Annotated in this window: 8 protein-coding genes and 4 pseudogenes; 9 read left to right on the forward strand and 3 right to left on the reverse strand. The window is 64.9% G+C overall.

Going from position 1 to position 17,970, the window contains the following annotated elements; translation table 11 throughout:
- Window positions 1–541 precede the first annotated feature (541 nt).
- The 6 genes and pseudogenes from hutI (at window position 542) to ACFQDL_RS25885 (ending at window position 9,870) form a co-directional block, all read left to right on the forward strand.
- Window positions 542–1,771, forward strand: a complete 1,230-nt coding sequence (hutI, locus tag ACFQDL_RS25860; protein ID WP_379911520.1) for an imidazolonepropionase — start codon at window positions 542–544, stop codon at window positions 1,769–1,771.
- Window positions 1,764–2,705: a formimidoylglutamase gene (gene hutG, locus ACFQDL_RS25865; RefSeq protein WP_379911521.1), complete on the forward strand. Its 942-nt coding sequence runs from the start codon at window positions 1,764–1,766 to the stop codon at window positions 2,703–2,705. The genes hutI and hutG overlap by 8 nt, the downstream gene beginning before the upstream one ends.
- An 11-nt stretch (window positions 2,706–2,716) precedes the next feature.
- Window positions 2,717–4,389: pseudogene (gene hutU / locus ACFQDL_RS25870) on the forward strand (urocanate hydratase).
- A gap of 359 nt (window positions 4,390–4,748) precedes the next feature.
- Window positions 4,749–6,368: pseudogene (locus tag ACFQDL_RS25875) on the forward strand (hypothetical protein); the annotation flags it as partial.
- 85 nt (window positions 6,369–6,453) lie between these two features.
- Window positions 6,454–9,552 (forward strand): annotated as a pseudogene (locus tag ACFQDL_RS25880) (NAD-glutamate dehydrogenase domain-containing protein); the annotation flags it as partial.
- 96 nt (window positions 9,553–9,648) lie between these two features.
- Window positions 9,649–9,870 carry a hypothetical protein gene (locus tag ACFQDL_RS25885; protein WP_379911522.1) on the forward strand — a complete coding sequence of 74 codons (222 nt, stop codon included), beginning with the start codon at window positions 9,649–9,651 and terminating at the stop codon, window positions 9,868–9,870.
- 28 nt (window positions 9,871–9,898) lie between these two features.
- On the opposite strand, the gene ACFQDL_RS25890 is transcribed toward ACFQDL_RS25885, so the two are convergent.
- Both ACFQDL_RS25890 and ACFQDL_RS25895 read right to left on the reverse strand, forming a co-directional pair.
- Window positions 9,899–11,035, reverse strand: a complete 1,137-nt coding sequence (locus tag ACFQDL_RS25890; RefSeq protein ID WP_379911523.1) for an aminotransferase class V-fold PLP-dependent enzyme — start codon at window positions 11,033–11,035, stop codon at window positions 9,899–9,901.
- A 131-nt stretch (window positions 11,036–11,166) separates the two neighbouring features.
- The gene (locus tag ACFQDL_RS25895; RefSeq protein WP_379911524.1) at window positions 11,167–11,811 is read right to left on the reverse strand and encodes a phosphoribosyltransferase; all 645 of its coding nucleotides are present in this window, start codon (window positions 11,809–11,811) and stop codon (window positions 11,167–11,169) included.
- A gap of 213 nt (window positions 11,812–12,024) precedes the next feature.
- Between ACFQDL_RS25895 and ACFQDL_RS25900 the strand changes: the two are divergent.
- The 3 genes and pseudogenes from ACFQDL_RS25900 to ACFQDL_RS25910 all read left to right on the forward strand — a co-directional run bounded on the left by ACFQDL_RS25900 (window position 12,025) and on the right by ACFQDL_RS25910 (window position 17,352).
- Window positions 12,025–15,187, forward strand: a pseudogene (locus ACFQDL_RS25900) (efflux RND transporter permease subunit).
- A 92-nt stretch (window positions 15,188–15,279) separates the two neighbouring features.
- Window positions 15,280–15,939: a TetR/AcrR family transcriptional regulator gene (locus ACFQDL_RS25905; RefSeq protein WP_379911525.1), complete on the forward strand. Its 660-nt coding sequence runs from the start codon at window positions 15,280–15,282 to the stop codon at window positions 15,937–15,939.
- Between the two features lie 210 nt (window positions 15,940–16,149).
- Window positions 16,150–17,352, forward strand: a complete 1,203-nt coding sequence (locus ACFQDL_RS25910) for an efflux RND transporter periplasmic adaptor subunit (protein WP_379911526.1) — start codon at window positions 16,150–16,152, stop codon at window positions 17,350–17,352.
- 200 nt (window positions 17,353–17,552) lie between these two features.
- Here the strand turns inward: ACFQDL_RS25910 and ACFQDL_RS25915 are convergent, their stop codons facing one another.
- A complete protein-coding gene (locus ACFQDL_RS25915) occupies window positions 17,553–17,951 on the reverse strand; it encodes an aminoacyl-tRNA deacylase (protein ID WP_379911527.1) in 399 nt (132 codons plus the stop codon).
- Window positions 17,952–17,970: the final 19 nt, after the last annotated feature.

The following is a 17,970-nucleotide window of genomic DNA, read 5'->3' on the forward strand; positions in this document are numbered from 1 at the left end:
AGAGCCGAACGACGGTTCGCACCGGGGCGGCGCTCCTACGGGACGGTGCGACCGTCACTGTGACGTAGGAGCCTCGCCCCGAGGCGAATGATGTCGGCACGGTGGTTAATCGCACCGGGGCGTCGCTCCTACGGGACGTGCCACCGTCATGGTGGCGTAGGAGCCTCGTCCCGAGGCGAATGATGTCGGCACGGAGGTTATTCGCACCGGGCGCCGCGAAGCCTTTCTGCGCTATATGTATATACATAATTATCTGTCTTCCTGCTGCACGACATCGGAAGGGCGTTGCCGGCATGCCTTCAAAGGCGCTGCCGGCGCGATTCTGACCGCTTTCGTCAAAGCGCCGCAGGAACTGCGGGGTGCTTCATAAAAAGCCATATATAACAAATAGATAAGTCAGTAAGTTCGACGTGTTCAAAGCCGTTCCGGCAAGGCTGTGAGGTGCAGCCTGAAAAAAATCCGGCAAAAGCTTTTGCCTTCTGAAAATCTTGTGGTATATATATGTATATACAAATCAAACGGCACGAAAAAGGTGGATGCAGTGTTCAAGACCTGTGACCGAATCTGGACCAACGCGAACCTCGCGACCTTCGATGGCGACATCGATCAGCCCTACGGGGCTCTGTCGAATCAGGCGATCGGGGTGCGCAGTGGTCGTATCGTCGCGATCGCGCCGATGGACCGGTTCGATTCCGGAGCCCTGTCCGCCGACGTGGTCGATGCCCGTGGCGGCTGGATGACCCCGGGTCTGGTCGATGCCCACAGTCATCTGGTGTTTGCCGGCAGCCGGGCACAGGAGTTCGAGCAGCGCCTGCTGGGCGCAAGCTATGAAGAGATCGCCCGCAGCGGCGGTGGCATCATCTCCACCGTACGTGCCACCCGCGGGGCGAGCGTCGACGAGCTGGTCGAACTCTCCGAGCCACGCCTGCTGGCGCTGCTGAAAGAGGGTGTGACCTCGGTCGAGATCAAGTCCGGCTACGGTCTGAGCCTCGAGGGCGAACTGAACATGCTACGGGCGGCCCGCCAGCTCGGCGAGCGCCATCCGGTGCGGGTATCGACCTCGCTGCTGGCGGCGCATGCGCTGCCGCCGGAATACAGCGACAACGCCGACGCTTATATCGATCTGATCTGCAACGACATCATTCCGGCGGCGGTCGCCGAAGGCCTGGCCGATGCGGTCGATGTATTCTGCGAAACCATCGCCTTCTCCCCGGCCCAGTGCGAGCGTGTATTCCAGGCGGCCAAGGCCCATGGACTCGGCATCCGCGCCCATGTCGAACAGCTGTCGAATCTGCACGGCGCGGCCCTGGCAGCCCGTTACGGTGCCTGGTCGGTGGATCATCTGGAATGGCTCGACGAGGACGGTGTCGAAGCGATGGCGCAGGCCGGTACCGTGGCGACCCTGCTGCCCGGCGCCTTCTACTTTCTGCGCGACACCAGGGTGCCGCCGATCCAGCTGTTGCGAAAGCACGGTGTCGGCATGGCAGTCGCCACCGATCTGAACCCGGGCTCGTCACCGTTGGCCTCCCTGCGCCTGGCGATGAACATGGCCTGCACCCTGTTCCGGCTGACGCCGGAAGAGGCCCTGGCCGGTGTCACCCGTTTCGGCGCCAGGGCACTGGGACTGGCGGGCGAGGCCGGTCAGCTCAAGGTCGGCATGCAGGCCGATATGCTGCTCTGGGATATCGAACATCCGGCCGAGCTGTCCTACCAGTTCGGCGTCAACCCGATCCGTCAGCGCATTGTCGCCGGGGAGGTGAAAAATGTCTGAAGTCGATTTCAACGAAATTTGGACCGGTCGCGTCGATTCCGAAGAGGAGGCCGCCCTGGCGACCCGCCTGCACCAGGTGATTTCGCCGTTGGGCGAGGGGCCGGCAGGCGTGGCACTGGTCGGATTCTGCTCCGACGAGGGCGTGCGCCGCAACAAGGGGCGGGTTGGTGCCCGCCAGGCGCCGGACCAGCTGCGCCGGGCGATCGCCAATCTACCCTGGTCGCCGGAGCGTGCCGCCTACGATGCCGGCAACGTGGTCTGCGAAGGGGAGCAGCTCGAAGCGGCGCACCTGGCGCTGGCGAATCTTGTCCAGGACTGCCTGTCGGACGGCCACTTCCCGGTCGTGCTCGGCGGCGGCCACGAGGTCGCGTTCGGCACCTGGTTGGGTCTGGCGCAGCACTTCGAGCGCCGGAGCGAGCAGCCGCGCATCGGTATCGTCAATTTCGATGCCCATTTCGACCTGCGTCTGGACAGCAACGGCGCGAGTTCCGGCACGCCCTTCTACCAGATCTCGCAACGCTGCAGCGAGAAGGGCTACGACTTCCGCTACTGCTGCCTGGGCGTGAGCGAGATTTCGAATACGCCGGCCCTGTTCAGACGCGCCGGGGAGCTGGGCGTCAGCTACCGCAAGGACGCCGATATGGGTGTCATCCAGCTGGATGACACCCGGGCACAGCTCGAGCGGTTCATCGACGACTGCGATGTGCTGTACCTGACCATCGACCTGGATGTGTTGCCCGCCAGCGTTGCGCCTGGTGTGAGCGCACCGGCTCCCAGAGGAGTGGGTCTTGAAATCCTGGAACCGCTGATCGCCGTGATCCGGCGCAGCGGCAAACTGAAAATAGCGGATATCGCGGAATACAACCCGACATTCGATATCGATAACTGGACTGCCCGCGCTGCGGCGCGTCTTATCCACTTTATTGTCAAGTGAGGCCTATAACAATGTCTAATACCCGTCATGATCCCAGCCGCGTCATCAAAGCCCCGACCGGTGCCGAGAAAACCTGCAAGAGCTGGCTGACCGAAGCCGCGATGCGCATGCTGATGAACAATCTGCATCCCGACGTCGCCGAGCGCCCGGAAGATCTGGTGGTATACGGCGGTATCGGCCGCGCCGCCCGTAACTGGGAATGCTACGACAAGATCATCGAAGTGCTGCAGCGCCTCGAAGACGACGAATCCCTGCTGATCCAGTCCGGCAAGCCGGTCGGCGTCTTCAAGACCCACCCGGATGCGCCGCGCGTGCTGATCGCCAACTCCAACCTGGTGCCGCACTGGGCGACCTGGGAGCACTTCAACGAGCTGGATAAGAAAGGCCTGATGATGTACGGCCAGATGACCGCCGGCTCCTGGATCTACATCGGTTCCCAGGGCATCGTCCAGGGAACCTACGAAACCTTTGCCGCGATGGCCAAGCAGCATTTCAACGGTGACGCCAAGGGGCGCTGGGTGCTGACCGGCGGCCTCGGCGGGATGGGTGGCGCTCAGCCGCTGGCCGCGACCATGGCGGGCTTCTCCTGTATCACCGTCGAGTGCGACGAAACCCGTATCGACTTCCGCCTGCGCACCCGCTACGTCGACAGGAAGGCCTACAGCCTGGACGAAGCGCTGCAGATCATCGACGAAGCCAAGGCCAACGGCGAAGCCGTCTCCGTCGGTCTGCTGGGCAACTGCGCCGATATCTTCCCGGAAATCGTCGAGCGTGGCATCGTGCCGGACGTGGTCACCGACCAGACCAGCGCGCACGATCCGCTGAACGGCTACCTGCCCAAGGGCTGGACCATGGAATATGCTGCCGAAATGCGCCTGAAGGACGAAGCGGCCGTCGTCGACGCCGCCAAGGAATCGATGGCGATCCAGGTGCGGGCGATGCTCGAGCTGCAGAAGCGCGGTTCCGCCACCACCGACTACGGCAACAATATCCGCCAGATGGCGAAAGAGAAGGGCGTCGAGAATGCCTTCGACTTCCCGGGCTTCGTGCCGGCCTATATCCGTCCGCTGTTCTGCGAAGGCATCGGTCCGTTCCGCTGGGTCGCGCTGTCCGGCGATCCGGAGGACATCTACAAGACCGACCAGAAGGTCAAGGAGTTGATTCCGGACGATCCGCACCTGCACAACTGGCTGGACATGGCGCGTGAGCGCATCGCCTTCCGGGCCTGCCGGCGCGTATCTGCTGGGTCGGCCTGAAGGACCGTGCCCGCCTGGCGCTGGCGTTCAACGAAATGGTTCGCAACGGCGAACTGAAGGCGCCGGTCGTCATCGGCCGCGACCACCTGGATTCCGGCTCGGTCACCAGCCCGAACCGCGAAACCGAAGCGATGAAGGATGGCTCCGACGCGATTTCCGACTGGTCGCTGCTGAACGCGCTGCTCAATACCGCCGGCGGTGCCACCTGGGTGTCGCTGCATCACGGTGGTGGTGTCGGCATGGGCTTCAGCCAGCACGCCGGCGTGGTCATCGTCGCCGACGGTACCGAGGCCGCCGGGAAGCGCCTGGGCCGCGTGCTGCGCAACGACCCCGGTACCGGTGTCATGCGCCACGCCGATGCCGGTTACGAGATCGCCATCAACTGCGCCAGGGAGCAGGGCCTCGACCTGCCGATGCTGGAAGACTGAGCACAGCCTGGCGGGGCGGCGCAAGCCGCCCCCACTCCTCTCTATCTATTGTCGTCCGGGGATCACTGCATAGCGTGATACTCATTTCGGCTGGCTGCGATACCGCACATATCCGCCAGCCGTTTTTTATACAGGGAGGTATTTATCCTGCGAATGCATGGATGCATAGGAGCAGGGTTTTAGCGCTCATCCGACTGTGGCCGCCGTGACTGGCCACAATCGAATGGGCACTGCTGCCCGTGCAGCAACCGGCTCCCGTCGAGGACGCCGGTTCGCCGGCGGCTGCGCCAAACCGTTTTCCTCTGTTTGTCCAAGTTGTCTGTCAGGAACACCCATGCGTAGAGGGCGGTGCATTCGCGATGCTTGAATCTTCGATAAGAAAAAACGACGTCATTTCACAGATACGGAACCTGATCCCGGGGCAGGCGAGAGCGTCCCGGACGCAGCCGCTCGATACCTTGTGCCGGCTGTTCTATTCCGAGGTTGGCTGCAGCACACTCGAGCGCGCGCGCCCCGACGACCTGGTCGCGGCGGCCCGGGGTCTGCTGGCGTTCATCGATGACCGGCGACCGGGGGAGGATCGGGTGCGGGCGTTCAACCCCGAGCGCCCGGATCATGGCTGGGAATCGGCCCACACTATCGTCGAAGTCGTGACCGAGGACCGGCCCCATCTGGTGGCATCGCTGAGCCTGGCGTTGCAGCGCGAGGGCGTGACGCTGCACCAGGTGGTGCATCCAGTCGCCGATATCGAGCGCGACGAGCATGGGCGGCTGCTGTCGATCGATGCCGGCCGGGGTGTCCGCGAGGCGATCCTGAGACTGGAAATCGACCGCCAGCGCGATCCCGTGCGGCTCGACGCCCTGGTTAGAACCCTTGGCGCGGTGCTCGAGGATGTCCGCATCCTGGCGACGGATTCCGACGCCATGCGGCAGCGCCTGGACGACGCCATCAGCGCCACCGCGATCGTCAAACTGGCAGCGGGCCGGGACAGCGCCTTGCTCGAAGAAACCCTGGATTACCTGCGCTGGCTGCGCGACGGGCGTTTCACCTTTATCGGCTATGCCCGTTACAGCCTGACCTGCGTGACGCAGGATCAGTGTCACCTGGCGCTGGACGGCGACAGCCGCCTTGGCATCCTGCGCTTCGAGCGTCACTTTCCCGCCGACAAGAAACAGATCGACCTGTCGGCCTACCTGTCCGGCCTGGTCATGAGCGAGGAGCCGCTGATCCTGACCAAGTCCACCTACCGTTCGCCGGTGGTGCAGGCCGGGCATCTGGATTACCTGGGCGTCAAGCAGTTCGACGCAGCAGGGCGGGTGATCGGCGAGCACCGCTTTTTTGGCCTTTACGCTACCTGCGCCTACAGCACCGCCGCATCCGGGGTGCCGCTGCTGCGCCTGCGTATCGAGCGCCTCCGGTCCCGCCTCGGCGCCCGCGATGACGGCTATCGCGGCCGCGTCCTGCAGCAGATCCTGGCACAGTATCCCCGCGACGAGATGTTGCAGTGCGACGCGGAAGAACTGGAGGAGATCCTGCGTGGCATGCTCGAGGCGCACGATCGTCCGCAGTTGCGGCTCTTTACCCGTACCGACGTCTATGGCCGTTTTGTCACCGCCATGGTGATGGTGCCGCGGGAGAAGTTCAACGCCAGCCTGAGGCGGCGCCTGCAGCAGATCCTGCTCGAGGGGCTTTCAGGCAGCGACGCCGAGTACCGCATCTGCGATATCGACGGTCTGCTGGTCACCATCCAGTATCGCGTTCATACCCGGGACGCCCACCGGCTGGTATTCGACAGCGAGGCGCTGGAGCGGCGCCTGGCCGACGCGATGCTGAGCTGGGAGGATCGTCTGCGCGCGGCGCTTATCGAGCGTCTCGGCGAGGAGCAGGGGCTGCTGCTGTTCGACCGTTACGGCGAGGCCCTGCCGGCGGGATACTGCGCCGACGTCTGCCCTGCAACCGCGGTGGCGGATGTTGTGCGCCTGGAAGGTCTGGACGACGACCGGCCGCTGGCGGCGAGCCTTTACCAGGGGCCGGATACGGCGTTGCGGTTCAAGCTGTACGGCCATGGCCGGCCCTGGCGCTGTCGTCGGTATTGCCGGTTCTGGAAAATCTCGGCGTCGAGGTCACCAGTGCGCACCCGTACGCTCTGGCGGTGCGCAGCGGCGCGGCGGCCTGGATGCTGGACTTCGAATTCGTCGGCGAGGCCCTCGACCCTGCCTGTGAGGCTCTGCGCACGCGCTTCGAAGAGGCCTTCGTCCGCACCTGCCAGGGGCAGGCCGAGAACGACGGTTACAACCGCCTGGTGGTGGCCGCCGGTTTCAACTGGCGTCAGGCGCTGCTGTTCCGGGCGCTCGGCCGCTATCTTTCCCAGATCCAGCTGCCGTTCTCGCAGCAGTACCTCCAGGATGCGCTGGTCCGCAACCCGGCGATCGCTGTATTGCTGAACGCGCTGTTCGACGCGCGCTTCGATCCGCAGCGGGCGTCCCAACCGCTCGCCGATGACCTGGTGCAGCAGTTGCAGCAGGCGCTGGACGCCGTCGGCAGCCTCGATGAAGACCGCATCCTCAGGGCGTTCCTGGCACTGATTCAGGCGTTGCTGCGTACCAACAGCTATCAGCGCGCGGCTGACGGCGGTCACAAGGATTATCTGGCACTGAAACTCGATCCGGGCCTGATCCCCGGCATTCCCCGACCCTGTCCGAAATTCGAGATCTTCGTCTATTCGCCCCGGGTCGAGGGCGTGCACCTGCGCGGCGGCAAGGTGGCGCGCGGCGGCCTGCGCTGGTCCGACCGGCGCGAGGATTACCGTACCGAGGTGCTGGGGCTGCTGAAGGCGCAGATGGTGAAGAATGCGGTGATCGTTCCGGCCGGCTCCAAGGGCGGTTTCTACTGCAAACGGTTGCCGGAGCAGGGCAGCCGCGACGAGATCCAGTCCGAGGCGGTGGCCTGTTACCGGACATTTATCCGCGGCTTGCTGGACCTGACGGACAACCTCGTCGATGGCGAAGTGGTGCCGCCGGCGGACCTGGTGCGCCATGACGACGACGATCCCTACCTGGTGGTAGCCGCGGACAAGGGCACGGCGACCTTCTCCGATATCGCCAACGGCCTGTCGCGGGAATACGGTTTCTGGCTCGACGACGCCTTCGCGTCCGGCGGCGCCCATGGTTACGACCACAAGAAAATGGGCATTACCGCCCGCGGTGCCTGGGAGTCGGTAAAACGCCTGTTCCTCGAACTGGGACGCGATACGCAGCGCGAAGACTTTAGCGTGGTCGGCATCGGCGACATGTCCGGCGATGTCTTCGGCAACGGCATGCTGTTGTCACCCCATATCCGTCTGGTGGCGGCGTTCAACCATCAGCATATCTTTATCGATCCGACGCCCGACGCCCGGGCGACCTTTGCTGAACGCGAGCGCCTGTTCCGGCTGCCGCGCTCCAGCTGGGCCGACTATGACAGCGCCCTGATCTCGCCGGGGGCGGGGTGTTCAGCCGCAGCGCCAAGCAGATTCGGGTCAGTCCCGAGATGCGCGCGGCCCTGGCGCTGGCGCCCGATGTGTCGGCGCTGACGCCGGCCGAGCTGATCCGCGAGATCCTCAAGGCGCCGGTCGACCTGCTCTGGAACGGCGGCATCGGCACCTACGTCAAGGCCGGTGACGAAAGCCATGCCGATGTCGGTGATCGCGCCAACGATGCCGTGCGGGTCAACGGCGGCGAACTGCGTTGCCGGGTCGTCGGCGAGGGCGGCAATCTAGGCCTGACACAGCGCGGGCGCATCGAGTTCGCCCGCCAGGGCGGCCTGATCAATACCGATGCGATCGACAACTCCGGCGGCGTCGACTGCTCCGACCATGAGGTCAACATCAAGGTGCTGATGAGCCAGGCGGCCGTGCAGGGCATTCTGGACGAACCCGAGCGCAATGCGCTGCTGGCGCAAATGGACGGCGACGTGGCCGATCTGGTGCTGCGCAACAATTATCGCCAGGCGGCGTTGCTGAGCCAGGCGGCGGCTTGGGCGCCGGCCGCGCTCGACAGCTGTCAACGGTTGATGCAGGGGCTGGAGCGGGCGGGCCGGCTCGATCCGGCACTGGAAAACCTGCCCGGCGCGCAAGAGCTGGCCGCGCGCGGCCAGCGGGGCGAGGGGTTGTCCCGTCCCGAGCTCGCGGTGCTGACCGCCTACGGCAAGATCAGCCTGGCGGAGCAGCTGGTCGAAGCGCGGCTGGCGGACAACCCCTGGTTCAGTGCCCGCCTGAGCGAATACTTTCCCGCGGCATTGGCGCATCGTCTGCCGGAGATGATGGCAGCGCATCCGCTGAAGCACGAGATCCTGGCGACCTGTTTCGCCGGCGAGCTGGTGAACCGCATGGGCCCGACTTTTGCGACGGTCATGATGGAAGAGCAACGTTGCAGCCCGGTCGAGCTGCTGGCGGCTTTCGACATTGCGCGGGACCTGCTGGGCATCCAGGCGCTCTGGGACGCCATCGATGCGCTTGGCACCCGGGTGCCCTATGGGTTGCAGCTCGAATTGCTGGCCGGTATTCGCGAACAGCTGGAACAGGCCTGCCACTGGCTGCTAGGCAGCACCGAAATCCTGAGCTCGGTGGCAACGACCTGCCGCCGCCTCGGGCCGGGCGTCGAAGCGGCAGGGCTGGCGCTGCCGGCACGCCTTGGCGACAGCGCCCGCGAGCGCCTGGCGTCGCAGCAGGAGGCTCTGGTCACGCAGGGCTTGGCGCCCGCGCTGGCCGAAGAGTACGCGCGGCTGCCGTATCGTCTGGCCAGTTTCGACATCGTGCGGATTTCGGAAATCAGCGGCGCGGGACTCGAACTGTCGGCGCAGGCCTTCTTCGAGTTCGAGCAGATGCTGGACCTCAACTGGCTGCGCCAGGCGATCCGCGATCTGCCGGGCGGGGATAGCTGGCAGCGTCAGGCGCGATCATCGCTGACGCTGGAGCTCAGCAGCCTGCTGTGCGAACTGAGCGTCGCCCGGTTGGCGGTCGCCGACGAACGGGGCCGGTACGGGCGGGCGCAGGAAGCAGTCGAGCGTACCCTGGCGCTGTTCGGGCGCGTCCGGGAGATCCCGGTGCCAAGCTTCGCCCAGCTGAGCGTGGCGGTGCAGGCACTCAAGCGCCTGGCGAAACCCGAGCCGGCCCCGGTTCGATCATGACCCGGGCCCCAAAAGCACCCGGAGGCCCCGTCGCAGGGGCGTCGGGTGCCGTCCAGACCCTGTAATCGAAAACACAACGAGCCGGAGGAAAACATGACCTGCGCATTGTCCATCGATCTAAACAAGCAAAGTCCGGCGGCCCACGCCTGCCGTGGCATCGCCGCTGACAGCTGGTGGGTGTACCGCCACGAAATCGGTGTCAATGGCCAGCCGCTGCCCTGGGGGCGTGTCGTGCACTACTGCCGCAGCGAGGTTGCCGCGAAGCGCTGGATCCGCGATGCCGAAACCAGTGTTCGGGCGGACCTGCCCCTTTAGCGGGGGCGAGGTTCGCTGCGATCCGTCCCTAGGTTTTCGACAGGACCCGGTCCAGCGCCTGCTCGAGCCGGGCGACGGTGCGGTCGAGATTGTGTAGCTTGTCGAGACCGAAGAGGCCGAGGCGAAAGGTCTGGAAGTCGTCCGGTTCGTCGCACATCAGCGGCACGCCGGCGGCAATCTGCAGCCCCTCCTCGAGGAACCTGCTGCCGTTCTGGATCTGCGCATCGCGGGTATAGCTGACGACGACCCCGGGCGCCTCGAAGCCCGGTGCCGCCACGCTGCGAATGCCCCGGGCCTCGAGCAATGCCCGCACCCGCTGGCCCAGTGCCAGTTGCTCCTCGCGCACGTTGTCGAAGCCATAACGGTGGGTTTCCTGCATCACGTCGCGCAGTCGCCGCAGGCCGTCGGTGGGCATGGTGGCGTGGTAGGCGTGGCCGCCGTTCTCGTAGGTCTCCATGATCTGCAGCCATTTGCGCAGATCGCAGGCAAAGCTGGTGCTGGTGGTGTCGTCGATGCGCTTGCGGGCCTCTTCGCCCAGCATCACCATGGCGCAGCACGGGGAGCCGCTCCAGCCCTTTTGCGGTGCGCTGATCAGGATATCGACGCCGGTGGCGAGCATGTCGACCCAGATGCAGCCCGACGCGATGCAGTCGAGTACCATCAGGCCGCCAACTTCATGCACCGCCTTGGACAGCTCGCGGATATAGTCGTCCGGCAGCATCATTCCCGAGGCCGTCTCCACATGGGGGGCGAACACCAGCGCCGGGCGCTCGCGACGAATGCTGTCGACGGCTTCCTCGATCGGTACCGGCGCCAGCGGCGCCTGGGGCCCGTCGCCCTGGGCCCGGGCCTTGAGCACGGTGCATTCGGACGGGATCTGCCCCATTTCGAAGATCTGGCTCCAGCGATAGCTGAACCAGCCGTTGCGGATCACCAGGCACTTCTGGCCGGTGGCGAACTGGCGCGCCACCGCTTCCATGCCGAAGGTGCCGCTGCCCGGTACGATGATCGCCGAGTGTGCACGGTAGACCTCCTTCAGCATCGAGGAGATATCCTTCATCACCTGCTGGAAGCAGCCGGACATATGATTGAGGGAGCGGTCGGTATAAACCACCGAATATTCGAGCAGGCCGTCGGGGTCGACCTCGGGCAGCAGACCGGGCATGGAATCCTCCTGATATCAGTCTATAAGCGCGTGCGGGCCGGCACCTGCCGGACCTTGCCGGCAAACAGAATAGCAGAAGCACCGGCGCGGGTTTTAGGGCCAGTCACCGCGAAACCTGACGGCAACTGGCCTCAGTCGGCCGGCGGTGCCTGCAACTGTTCCAGCATCTCGATCACTTCGTCGTCCGAGACCTGGGCGAAGTTTTCGTAATAGGCACCGACCGCGCCCCGGTAATGAAGGGGAGCATCGAGGGCAACGACAACGTCGACCTCGGATTTGAGCCGTTGAAAAGTGTCCTGCGGCACCACCGGTATCGCCACGACGATGGTCGCGGCTCCGCGCTGGCGCGCATCGCGGATGGCCGCTTCCATTGTCAGGCCCGTGGCGATGCCGTCGTCCACCAGAATCGCGGTCTTGCCGGCCAGTTCCAGCGGCGGGCGCCCCTGCATATAGTGTTCACGCCTGCGCACCGCCTCGCGATGCTCGGCCGCGACCTGTTGCTGCAGCCACTGCTGATCGACGCGATCGGCTTCGGCCCGGTTGCAGACCAGTTCGCCGTTTTCGGCCAGCGCACAGATGGCGTATTCCGGGTTCATCGGATGGCCGATCTTGCGCGGCACGATCAGATCGAGGGGCATCTGCAGCGCCTGTGCGACCTCGACGCCGAGGGTGACCCCGCCGCGGGGCAGGGGGAAGACGATTCCCGCCTCGCCGCGGTACTTTTTCAGTGCTTTTGCCAGTTGCCGGCCGGCGTCCCGGCGGTCTTTGAACATCATGGGTTGCCTCTTCCCTGTTTCACCTGTTAACCCTCCGACTCAATAACAGCTTAGTCCGCTGCGGGCGAGGTTTCTGGTTGACCGCATACCAACCGGTATGTTTAGATTCTCGGCATACCAAGCGGTATGCTTTCAAGGCTCAAACGCCTGGCCGATATAGTGCCTTGGGCGTGGGCGGCCGCTGAGCGGGATCAAACTGAAAGGGTAGCCCCCATGAACCTGTCAAAATTCTTTATCGACCGGCCGGTGTTTGCCGGCGTACTGTCCGTGCTGGTGTTCCTGGCCGGACTCCTGTCGATGTTTCAGCTGCCGGTTTCCGAGTATCCGGACGTGACGCCGCCATCGGTGGTGGTCAGCGCCCGTTTTCCCGGCGCCAACCCGCAGGTGATTGCCGAAACGGTGGCGACGCCGCTGGAGGAACAGATCAACGGCGTGGAGAACATGCTCTATCTCTATTCCCAGTCGACCACCGACGGGCGCCTGACGCTGACGGTGACCTTCGAGATCGGCACCGATCCGGACCTGGCGCAGCAACGGGTGCAGAACCGCGTCGCCCAGGCGTTGCCGCGCCTGCCCGAGGTGACACGGCAGCTCGGGGTGACGACGGTCAAGAGCAATCCGGACCTGACCATGGTGGTGCACCTGACGTCGCCGGACGATCGCTACGACATGCTGTACCTGCGCAACTACGCGGTACTCAACGTCAAGGATGAACTGGCGCGGATCCGTGGCGTGGGACAGGTGCGGCTGTTCGGCTCCGGCGACTACGCGATGCGGATATGGCTGAACCCGGACAGAATCGCCGAGCGTCGCCTGACAGCCGCCGAGGTCGTCGACGCGATTCGCGAGCAGAATGTCCAGGTCGCCGCCGGCCTGATCGGCGGCGCCCCCTACGCCGACATCGCCGAACTGCAATTGCCGATCAACGCCAGAGGTCGGCTGGAGAGCCCGGAGGCGTTCGGCGACATCATCATTCGCACCGGTGAGCACGGCGAGGTGACGCGGCTGTCCGATGTCGCCAGCATCGAGCTGGGCGCATCCGAGTACGCGCTGCGCTCGCTGCTCGACAACCGCGAGGCGGTGGCCATTCCGATCTTCGCAGCGCCGGGAGCCAATGCGCTGGACATCTCGCACGACGTGCGGGCGAAGATGGCGGAGCTGAAACAGCATTTTCCCGATGGCGTCGACTACAGCGTGGTCTATGACCCGACAGTGTTCGTTCAGGGCTCGATCAAGGCGGTGATCAAGACGCTGCTCGAAGCGGTGGCGCTGGTGGTGCTGGTGGTCGTGGTCTTCCTGCAGACCTGGCGCGCCTCGGTCATTCCGCTGCTGGCGGTGCCGGTCTCCATCGTCGGCACCTTCGGCCTGATGTACCTGTTCGGTTTCTCGATCAACGTGCTGACCCTGTTCGGTATGATCCTGGCCATTGGTATCGTCGTCGACGACGCCATCATCGTGGTGGAGAACGTCGAGCGCAACATCGCCTCGGGTCTGTCGCCGCGCGATGCGACCGTACGGGCGATGAGCGAGGTCACCGGGCCCATCGTCGCCACGACACTGGTGCTGCTGGCGGTGTTCGTGCCGATTGCGCTGATCAGCGGCCTGACCGGCCAGTTCTACCGCCAGTTCGCGCTGACGATCGCCATCTCCACGGTGATCTCGGCGCTCAACTCCCTGACGCTGAGCCCGGCGCTGTCACGGTTGCTGCTCAAGCCCGAAGGGGCCAGAGCCGACGGGCTGACGAAACTGCTGAACCGCCTGTTCGGCGGTTTCTTCCGGCTGTTCAACCGTGTCTTCGGCCGCGCCTCGAAAACTATGCCCGCAGCGTCGGCGGCGTGGTGCGACGCAAGGGCGCCGGCATGCTGGTCTATATGCTGCTGTTGGGCGCCACCTACGGCCTGTTCCAGACGGTGCCGGCCGGCTTCGTGCCGACCCAGGACAAGCAGTACCTGGTCGGCTTCGCGCAGCTGCCCGACGGCGCCACCCTCGAACGCACCGAAGCGGTGATCCGCGAAATGAGCGACATCGCCCTGCAAACGCCGGGCGTCGCCAACGCCGTCGCCTTTCCGGGACTATCGATCAACGGCTTCATCAACAGCCCCAGTGCCGGCATCGTCTTCGTCGCGCTGGACGATTTCGAGGCGCGCAGCGAGCCGGCGCTGTCCGGTTTCGCCATCAGCCAGCACCTGCAGCAGCGCTACAACGGCATCGAGGAAGCTTTTGTTGCCATCTTCCCGCCGCCGCCGGTCCCGGGGCTCGGGACCATCGGTGGCTTCAAGCTGCAGATCGAGGACCGTACCGACCAGGGGTACGAGGCGTTGCAGCAGGCGCTCGACGAGGTGATGACCCGGGCCCGGACAGCACCGGAGCTGGCCGGGGTCTTCTCCAGCTACAAGATCAACGTGCCGCAGCTGAGCGCTGAGCTGGACCGCACCCGGGCCAAGCAGCTGGGGCTCGACATCGATGCGCTGTTCGAAACGATGCAGATCTACCTGGGGTCGATGTATGTCAACGATTTCAATCAGTTCGGGCGGACTTATCAGGTCATTGCGCAGGCGGACGCGGCCTTCCGCGACTCCCCCGACGACGTGCTGCGGCTCAAGGTGCGCAACGACGACGGCGAAATGGTACCCCTCGGTGCGGTGATGCGGATCGGCGAAAGCTACGGGCCCGAATCGGCGCAGCGCTACAACGCCTACCGCGCCGCGGATCTGAACGGCAATGCGGCGCCGGGCTACTCGTCCGGCCAGGCACAGGCGGCGATCACGCGGATCCTTGAGGAGACGCTGCCGGCCGGCATGCAGTTCGAGTGGACGGAGCTGACCTACCAGCAGATCCTCGCCGGCAATACCGCGGTGATCATCATCCCCTGGTGATCTTCCTGGTATTCCTGGTGCTGGCGGCGCAGTACGAGAGCCTGGTGCTGCCGATCGCCATCGTGCTGATCATCCCGATGAGTATGCTTTCGGCGCTTGCAGGCGTCTGGCTTTCGGGCGGCGACAACAACATCTTCACGCAAATCAGCCTGTTCGTGCTGATGGGGCTGGCGACCAAGAACGCCATCCTGATCGTCGAATTCGCCCGCGAACTGGAACACCGGGGTCAGGGCGTCATCGCGGCGGCGGTGGAGGCGAGCCGGCTGCGGCTGCGGCCTATCCTGATGACGTCGTTCGCCTTCATCATGGGCGTGCTGCCGATGGCGGTTTCGACCGGCGCCGGCGCCGAAATGCGCAACGCCATGGGGATCGCGGTCTTTGCCGGGATGCTCGGTGTGACGCTGTTCGGGCTCTTCCTGACGCCGGTGTTCTATGTACTGCTGCGAAGCCTCAGGCTCCGGCGGCCCGTGCCGGCACAGCAGGAGCAAGCGCCGGGATGACGCCAGGCCGCGCCCCCGGCGGGAGCGCGGCTTGAGTACATACCAACTGGTTTGTTATAGTTCAGTCATATAACAAGTACGAGGTGACGATTGTGGTACGAAAGCCGACCGATACTCGCGAAAAGCTGCTCTGTACCGCGATGGAACTGATCTGGCAGAGCAATTACACCAGTGTCGGTGTCAACGAGATCTGCAAGCAGGCAGGCGTCACCAAGGGTAGTTTTTACCATTACTTCGAGACCAAGGCCGATCTCTATTATGCGGCGGTGCTCAATCACTGGGAGCACCTGAAGGTTGAGCTCGACCGTAATTTCGACCCCGCTCGCCCGGCGCTGGACCAGCTCGAAGGCTATCTCGACATGGTGATCGGACATGCCAGGGGCGAGGGCATGTTGCAGAACGGCGATACCACCCAGGTGGTCGTCGGCTGTCCGGTGTTCACTTCCGGCGGCCAGTGCGGCTGCGAAGAGATCAAGGTCCAGCAGGCGGCACAGGAGATGGCCGCCAACAAGATCGCCTACCTCTCGATCCTGATCTCGCGGCTCAGGGCCGAGGGGCTGCTCAGCGACGCGCCCGATCCGGAACAGGTCGGCCGACTGCTCTACCAGTTCGTGCAGGGACTACTGATCTACTGCCGTATCTACAACAGTGTCGACTGCGTTCTGTCGGACCTGCGTCCCGGTGTCTACCGGATGATCGGCCTCAAGGCCGAACACCGCCGCCTGGCTGCCGACGCCTCCAGCGCCGCCTGACAGCCGTACCGCATCCTCCGGGACTCGTCGCGGGCCCCGTCGACCTGACCGCCGTTCCTGGCGGTCATGGCTCAGCCCCAGGCTCAGCTCAATCTTTTTCACCTTTTGGCCGCTGTCGCTCATTGACGCATACCGACCGGTATGTTTAACTTGTTTTCAGGCTAGACCAACCGGTATGTATACTCGCGAAAAGGTCCGAAGGAGCAGCTGATGAATGCAAACGCAAACAGAAACAGGTCCGGCGTCATCCTCACCGGACTGGCTGTCGGCCTGGTCATGCTGGGTGGGGCGGCAGCACTCAGGTACGGTAATGCGGTACAGGCGGGCGCCGGATCGCCGGCTGCACAGATGCAGGCGCCGAGCGTCGACGTCGAAATCCTCCTGCCTGAGCCGGTGCAGCTGTGGCGGACTTTCTCCGGACGTCTCGAAGCGGTCGAAAGGGTAGAGGTTCGCCCCCGGGTCAGCGGTGCCATCGTCGAGGTGCTGCACGGGGAGGGCGGTCGCGTAAAGGCCGGCGATCCACTCTACGTCATCGATCCGCGACCCTTCGAAGTGGCGGTGGCCAGTGCCCGCGCCGAAGTCGAATCTGCCAGATCCCGCCTCGAGTTCGCTCGGGTCGAGCTGGCGCGCGTCAAGGGGCTGGAGAACAAGCGAGTGGTGTCCAGGAGCCACGTCGACTCGGTGCGCAACGACTACCGGGTGGCCGAAGCAGACCTGAGTGCCGCGCAAGCGGCGCTGGAGAGTGCGAAGCTCGAGCTTGACTACGCTCATATCGAAGCGCCGGTCGGCGGGCGTATCAGCCGCGCCGAAGTGACCCGCGGCAACCTTGTCGAGGCGGGGGCCAATGCCCCGGTACTCACGACCATTGTGGCCGACGACCGCCTTTACGCCGAATTCGAACTGGACGAGCAGACCTATCTCGACCTCGCACGCCGGGGCGCCGATACGCCCATTCCGGTCAGGCTCCAGCTGGACGGCGACATCGGGACCGGTGTGGATGGACGTTTGCACGCCTTCGACAACGAGATCGACAGCCGCACCGGCACCATCCGTGCCCGGGCGCTGGTCGACAATGCCGACGGCGTCCTGGTCCCCGGCATGTTCGTCCGCGTCAGCGTCGCCGCGCCCGGCACCGAGGCGGCGCTGCTGATTCCGGAGCGGGCCGTCGGCACCAACCAGAGCCGCAAGTTCGTCTATGTGGTGAACGCCGATGACCGGGTTACCTATCGCGAGGTTGAACTGGGCGCCGTCGTCGAAGGCCGGCGCCTGGTGCTGAGCGGGCTCGATGCCGGTGACCGGGTGATGGTGAACAGCCTGCAGCGGGTGCGTCCCGACATGCAGGTGACGCCGGTGGACGTGAATGCCGTCGACGCCGTTGCCAAAGCAGGCAAGCGGGACCTGGTCAGGCTTTGATCCTGGCCGCATGGGCATTCGCGGGCTGCCGCCCCTGATGCTGTCGAACGACGGCGAGGGGGCCGGCGCGCTGCCCCGGGCGGCCCTGACCCGGTGGCTGGAAAGAAGGCGGGTAGCGGCCCGGTCTCATGCCTGCTTGACGGCATTGACCCGCTCGGCGTTCTTCATCAGACCGGCGAACTGCCCGGCATCGAGGCGGATCAGTGTCTGGTGATCGCCGGATTCGATAAACACCTCGGGCTGGTCGAACAGGCTTTCGGCCACCAGGGTGCGCAGCCCGTAGACATCCCCCAGGGCCGGTATCGCCCCCTCGAAACAGTCGGGGAACAGGTCGACCAGTTCCGCTTCGGTCGCCGGCAGACCTCTTCGCCCATCAGTCGATGCAACTGGCCGAGCTGCACCCGGAAGTCGGCCGGCAGCACCATCAGCAGGAAGCGCTCGTCCGGGCGCTTCAGCACCACGGCTTTGGCCAGCTGATGGCCCGGTACATGGGCGGCCTCTGCAGCCCGGGCACTCGACGGCGTGAAGGTATGGGTGCGGGTCTCGTAGTCGATGTTGTGTTGTTCGAGGTAGTGACTGAGTCGCTCGGCGATGGGCATGGGCAGTCCCTCCGTGCAG

This window comes from Marinobacterium aestuariivivens (assembly GCF_042661465.1).
Classification (GTDB): domain Bacteria; phylum Pseudomonadota; class Gammaproteobacteria; order Pseudomonadales; family Balneatricaceae; genus Marinobacterium_A; species Marinobacterium_A aestuariivivens.

Excerpts from the sequence above, each read along its gene's own strand:
- hutG (WP_379911521.1), top strand. The coding sequence starts at position 1,764 with ATGTCTGAAGTCGATTTCAACGAAATTTGGACCGGTCGCGTCGATTCC.
- ACFQDL_RS25885 (WP_379911522.1), top strand. The coding sequence starts at position 9,649 with ATGACCTGCGCATTGTCCATCGATCTAAACAAGCAAAGTCCGGCGGCC.
- ACFQDL_RS25890 (WP_379911523.1), bottom strand. The coding sequence starts at position 11,035 with ATGCCCGGTCTGCTGCCCGAGGTCGACCCCGACGGCCTGCTCGAATAT.
- ACFQDL_RS25895 (WP_379911524.1), bottom strand. The coding sequence starts at position 11,811 with ATGATGTTCAAAGACCGCCGGGACGCCGGCCGGCAACTGGCAAAAGCA.
- ACFQDL_RS25910 (WP_379911526.1), top strand. The coding sequence starts at position 16,150 with ATGAATGCAAACGCAAACAGAAACAGGTCCGGCGTCATCCTCACCGGA.
- ACFQDL_RS25915 (WP_379911527.1), bottom strand. The coding sequence starts at position 17,951 with ATGCCCATCGCCGAGCGACTCAGTCACTACCTCGAACAACACAACATC.